The organism is uncultured Clostridium sp., from assembly GCF_947036855.1.
In the GTDB taxonomy this organism is placed as follows: domain Bacteria; phylum Bacillota; class Clostridia; order Clostridiales; family Clostridiaceae; genus Sarcina.
In genome coordinates, this window is sequence record NZ_CAMQRY010000133.1 from 1 (window position 1) to 5869 (window position 5869).

5 protein-coding genes are annotated in these 5869 nt (G+C 29.5%); 4 read left to right on the plus strand and 1 reads right to left on the minus strand.

The window, feature by feature from the left end:
• The first annotated feature begins 62 nt into the window (after window positions 1-62).
• Window positions 63-467 carry a hypothetical protein gene (locus tag Q0V15_RS11070; protein WP_297438972.1) on the plus strand — a complete coding sequence of 135 codons (405 nt, stop codon included), beginning with the start codon at window positions 63-65 and terminating at the stop codon, window positions 465-467.
• 89 nt (window positions 468-556) lie between these two features.
• On the opposite strand, the gene Q0V15_RS11075 is transcribed toward Q0V15_RS11070, so the two are convergent.
• Complete coding sequence (locus tag Q0V15_RS11075) at window positions 557-889, minus strand: hypothetical protein (protein WP_297438974.1); 333 nt, start codon at window positions 887-889, stop codon at window positions 557-559.
• A 140-nt stretch (window positions 890-1029) separates the two neighbouring features.
• Here Q0V15_RS11075 and Q0V15_RS11080 point away from each other — a divergent pair, with 140 nt between their 5' ends.
• The 3 genes from Q0V15_RS11080 to Q0V15_RS11090 all read left to right on the plus strand — a co-directional run bounded on the left by Q0V15_RS11080 (window position 1030) and on the right by Q0V15_RS11090 (window position 5653).
• Window positions 1030-2796, plus strand: a complete 1767-nt coding sequence (locus tag Q0V15_RS11080; protein WP_297438976.1) for a ferredoxin hydrogenase — start codon at window positions 1030-1032, stop codon at window positions 2794-2796.
• A 202-nt stretch (window positions 2797-2998) separates the two neighbouring features.
• Complete coding sequence (locus tag Q0V15_RS11085) at window positions 2999-4093, plus strand: helix-turn-helix domain-containing protein (protein ID WP_297438978.1); 1095 nt, start codon at window positions 2999-3001, stop codon at window positions 4091-4093.
• A 264-nt stretch (window positions 4094-4357) separates the two neighbouring features.
• Entirely contained in the window at window positions 4358-5653 is a 1296-nt protein-coding gene (locus Q0V15_RS11090; protein ID WP_297438980.1) for a polysaccharide deacetylase family protein, read from the plus strand.
• Window positions 5654-5869 lie beyond the last annotated feature (216 nt).

Sequence of the window (5869 nt, forward strand, 5' to 3'; positions counted from 1 at the left end):
AGGAAGCAGTAAAAATCTCGATATGGGTATATTTGTCCATATTTTGAGTAGCAGATAAATGAATGAGTATAAAGGATAGTAACGTTGCAATTGAAGAACTTTTAGCAACACAGGTTATAAGACGAGGAAGATTGTTAAGTGGAACAGATAGTAGTGTTGCTAGAATTGTTATAGAAAAGATGTGTATTAACTGTTGTGGGGGCAGATGGGAGTTTGGGACATATTTCTTTTTAGATGATGGAATAAATGTTTATTTAAAGTTTGATGATATATCTACTGGAGAGCAAGTACTAGAAAAATTTAATTTTTCTAAATCAGAAGTTGAAGACTTTGTTTTTAAGTATATTGGAAATGAAAATATAAAACTTGAGGAAGTAGTAGAGGTTAAAGAGGAAATTAAGAAAGTAGAAAAAAAAATAAGTAGAAAGAGTAAAGATAATAATTTAGTTCAAATGAGTTTATTTTAATGCTTGGAATCGCAATTTAATTGTGGTTCTTTTTTTATTTTTAGATAAACTCCACCTAAAATATTTAAAAGGTGAAGTTTATTATTAATTTAGCTTGATAAAAATATATTAGTAGTGCTAACTAAAGCTAGGATGAAAAAAAGCAGTGTATTTAAAAGTGAATAATATCTTGATTTTTCTTCTTTTAGTTGTTTGTATTCAAGAATATAAGAAGCTCCTAAAACAGCAAATATAAATGTTGGAGTACTCCCTTGTATGAACATTGATAGACCAAAAAGTATAATTACAATTATAATAAGTGATTTTCTATGTTTTGCAGGTATTGCAGATAATGGATAGATACACTTGCTTGGTTTAATTTTAAATTTAAAAAGAAGTAGTAGGTATATAAGTACATATATGATAAGTAGCATAGTAAACAAATTTAACGCCCCCTTAAAGCTTATGATTTAATTATACAATTAAAAATAAGCTTAATTTCTAAAAATATATTAAGAATTTTAAGAGTAATTTATATATATATGGGGAAAATAAGGAATATTATGTTTAGGAGTTGATTTGTTTGGGTTTAATAAAAATTAATGAGCAAGAGATAGTATTTGAAGGAGAAAAAACAGTTCTTGAACTTGCTAGAGAGAATAATATACATATACCAGCACTTTGTTACTATAAAGAGTGTAGCCATAAAGGAATTTGTGGGATTTGTCTTATTGAGATAGATGGTAAAGATGCTAAAGTCTTTAGAGCTTGTGTTACAAAGGCTGAAGATGGAATGATAGTTACATCAGAGAGTGATTTTATAAAAGCTGAAGTTAAGAAGGAACTTGCAAAAATTTTAAATAATCATGATTTTAAGTGTGGGTTTTGTAAAAGAAAAGAAAGCTGTGAACTTTTAAAACTTGTTAGAGAAATTAAAGCTATTCCTGACGAAAGAAAGGACTATTCTGATAAGTCAGACTATGTTGATGATAGAAGCAGTTCGCTTGTTATAGATAGAAGTAGATGTGTAAAGTGTGGAAGATGTGTTGCAAGTTGTTCTGTTAAGACAACTACAAAATCTATATTATTCCATGAAACTGATAATGGAGAAAGGATTATAGGTGCAAGAGATTTAAAGTGCTTTGATGATACAGGATGTTTACTTTGTGGTCAGTGTCTAATATCCTGTCCTGTTGATGCACTTCAAGAAAAAAGCCATATAGAAAGAGTTTTAGAAGCATTAGAAGATGAGGATAAACATGTTATAGTTTGTATGGCTCCATCTGTTAGAGCTGCTCTTGGTGAAGAGTTTAATATGGGGTTTGGGGTAGATGTTACAAAGAAAACATATACGGCACTTAGAATGCTTGGATTTGATAAAGTGTTTGATTTGAATTTTGCAGCAGATGTAACAATAATGGAAGAGGCATCAGAGCTTATAGATAGACTTTCAAATGGAGGAACTCTTCCAATGTTCACATCATGTTGCCCAGGATGGATTAGACTTATAGAATTGCATTTTCCAGAACTTATAGGAAACCTTTCAACAACAAAATCACCAATGGGGATATTTGGTGCTGCAAGTAAGTATTATTATCCTAAAATTTCTGGTATTCCAGCAAAGGATGTATATACAGTTTCTATAATGCCATGTATAGTTAAAAAGTTTGAAATGGAAAGACCAGAGATGGAGAATTTTGGAGAGAGAGGAATTGATGCAGTTTTAACTACAAGAGAATTTGCTAGAATATTAAAATCTAAAAAAATAGATTTTAAAAATTTAGAAGATGGAGAAGCAGACCCATCTATGGGGGAATATACAGGGGCAGGGGCAATTTTTGGAGCAACAGGTGGAGTTATGGAAGCTGCTCTTAGAACTGCTAAGGATGTAATTGAAAATAAAGATTTAGAAGATATAGAATATACAGAAATAAGAGGATTTAAGGGAGTTAAAGAATCTACTATTAATATAGCAGGGACAGATCATAAAGTAGCTGTAATAAATGGTGCGAGTAATTTCTTTAAGTTTGTAGAAGAAGGAAATCTTGCTAAGGGATATACATTAATTGAGGTTATGGATTGTCCAGGTGGATGTGTAAATGGTGGTGGACAGCCATTTGTAAGTTCAAAGATAAGAGAAGAAGTTGATTATGTTAAAATGAGAGCTTCAGTTTTATACAATCAAGATGAAAAAGCTTTACCAAAAAGAAAATCGCATGATAATATAGCTATGCAAAAAATGTATGATATATTAGGTAATAAACCAGGAGAAGGCATAGCACATGAATTATTTCATACGAAGTATCATGATAGAGGGTATAAGAGTAATAAAAATGGTAATATACTTTAAAATATTCTAAATGAAATAATAAAACTACAATTATAGTAATTCAAGATAAAAGTGAATATGAAATATTTAAAGGAAAACTTATAGAAATAAGTTAACCTTTAGTTAAGTAAAGTTAGTAAAATTTTAACTAAGGCTCCATTGTTATGTGCAATGGAGTCTTTTATAATTAGGTTATAGAGAGTAATAGGGGGGGATATAATTTATGAATATATTAGAAATTGGTAAAAATATATATAAGCTTAGAAAAGGGAAAAAGCTAACACAGGAAGAGTTATCAAGAGTGGTTGGAGTTTCAGTTGCTGCAGTTTCAAAATGGGAAGGTGGAATAAGTTACCCAGATATAACACTTTTACCTGTTATTGCAGAGTTTTTTGACGTTAGTATAGATGATTTAATGAATTATGAGCATAATATATCTGATGAGGAAGTAGAAAAAATAAGTTTTGAGTGTATAGATTTATTTGAAGCAGATGAAGAAAAAGCAATGTCGTTTTGTACAAAGTATTTAAGAAAGTATACAAAGGCATATAATCTTAAATTTACATTTGCAAGTCTTATAATTATGCAAGCTAGTAAAACAAAGGATAAAGATGATGCTAGAGTAAAGTATATGAAGGCGCTTAATATTTTTAATGATATTATAAATAATTGTAATGATGATGAAATGGTAGGGCTTACTATTATGATGGCTGGAAATATATATACACAGATAGACGATTATGATGAAGCACTTAAATTTTTTGAAAAGATAAAAACAATAAGTATGGATGTAAATGCTTGTATAGGTAATATGTATATTAAAAAAGGTGAGAATGAAAAAGGGAGGAAGTTACTTCAAAAATCACTTTTAACGCATATATTAAATGCTGAGGGTGTTATAACTTCACTTGCAGGTGCTTATAAAGAAAATGATATTGATAAAGCAAAAAAATATTTAGAACTTAAGAAAAATATACAAAAGGCACGAGAGGTGAAAGAAAATTATTCTGATGATATCATAGAACTTGAATTATTAATGGAGTATGGAACTTTTAATGAGCAAGTTGAATGTTTCAAGAAATTTTTATTATCATTTGAAAATTTTTTAGAAGAAACACCAATGCTGATAGGTGGAATAGAACTACCGTGGTATGTAAATGAAATTGCTTATAAGAAAAAAGATTCTAAAATGGGAAGAATACAAATTAAAAAAATGCAGATGATGTGTTTAGAAAGTGTTTTAAATGATGTAAAATATGAAGAAATATTAACAAGAAAAGACATAATGGAAATAGTAGATAGAATCAAGAAAAAGTAGGTGTTAGAGGATATATTTATAGAAAATATATCCTTTTTTTATACGCAAATATAATATTGATAGTACGTTTGAAAACTATGTTACAAACATAAGAAATCTGAAAACTAATATTTAGTAAATATAAAGGTAAATATAAAGGTAAATATTAAATGTATCGTTTATTTTTTGTTACATAAGAATGATTTGCAAGTGTTATTCTAAGTTTAGGATTTTTAAGAGCGAGAAATTTTTAGCTCACATATTAAGTATTTAGGAGTGTTTATAATGATAAGAAGAAAGAAAAATGGGAAAATGAATAAAACGCTTGCAGTAGTTATTGCAGCATTAATTGTAGCAGGAGTTGGAACAGGAATCTATTTCCATGGAAAAGATTCAAGTGAAGCTGTAGTGAAACATAAGGTTGTAGCATCAAAGGCTGAGGCAGCACCAGTTGATAACAGTAAAAAAGTTACTGATATCACAAAGGCAGCAACAGGGTCAAAGGGAACTGGAGTAGGAGATATGTATGAAAATGTAGGATATAACCCAGCAACAGGTACATCACCAATATTAAATAATGGTAAGGGACAATCAGTTGCAACAGTAAAGTCAACATTTACAACAATTCCAGATTTAGGAGCAACAGCAGGTAAAATTTCAGATGCTGATATGGCTAAAATGAAGGCTGGATTTGATGCACCAAATAACCTTGGGTATGTAAACCCTATTCCTAGTTGGTATAAGCCAAATGAAATAATTCCAGGTGAAAATTTAATTTACTCAGCAAATAAGTATGCTGTGCCAGTTAATCAAATAGCACTTATGGTAAGTGGAAAATCTAAAATTAAACAAAAAGAAGTTTTCTTAACATTTGATGATGGTCCAAGTGTAAATAATACACCTAAAATACTTAATATATTAAAAGAAAATGGTGTACATGCTTCATTCTTCTTAATAGGGGATCATATGAAGAGTAATAAAGCAATACAGAATATAGTAAGACAAGAGATAATGGATGGAGATTCAGTAGGGGATCATACATTTACTCATCAATTAAATATTTTATATCCTCAATATCATGGAGCGTCTTCAGTAAATGTTGATGAATTTATGAAACAAATTAATGATTGTAAAGATTTAGAACACTATGTTTTAGGGCCACATTTTGATACAAGAGCTTTAAGACTTCCAGGTGGATATATGTCAAGAGTAACATATAAAGATCCACATTTAGCAGAGTTTAATAAGGCATTAGACCAAGAGGGTTGGACAGCAATGGACTGGACATCAGATTCAGGAGTTGCAGCAACACAAGCAGAAATTAGCCCAGCAGCAATGCTTAAAGCATCAACACATCAGTGGAAAGATATGACACAAGATGTAATATTATGTCATGATGCAGGAGCTAAGGTTGATACAGTTAATGGACTTCCAGGAGTTATTAAATTCTTTAAAGAGCATGGGTATAAATTTATGGTTATAAAAAATGCACCAGTTCAATCATTCAAAGGTATATCAGATACAGAATATAATACTGATTCTAACCAAGGTCAAACTAAAACTACAAGACAAGGTTACTAATTTAAAATATAAGTCAAAGGACTATGTAGACATTTAAATATCTACATAGTCTTTTTTTATATAAAAATAAATTTTATAGTAGATAAAATAGTAAAAAAAACCAACTGAATATAAGTTTTTACTAATTCAAAATAAAAAAATAAAAAATGTTAAGCTTTTCAGCTGATTGTAAAAAAAATGTTACTATTTACAGATAAAAATACTATAGAGTTAAAT

Excerpts from the sequence above, each read along its gene's own strand:
- Q0V15_RS11070 (WP_297438972.1), top strand. The coding sequence starts at position 63 with ATGAGTATAAAGGATAGTAACGTTGCAATTGAAGAACTTTTAGCAACA.
- Q0V15_RS11085 (WP_297438978.1), top strand. The coding sequence starts at position 2,999 with ATGAATATATTAGAAATTGGTAAAAATATATATAAGCTTAGAAAAGGG.
- Q0V15_RS11090 (WP_297438980.1), top strand. The coding sequence starts at position 4,358 with ATGATAAGAAGAAAGAAAAATGGGAAAATGAATAAAACGCTTGCAGTA.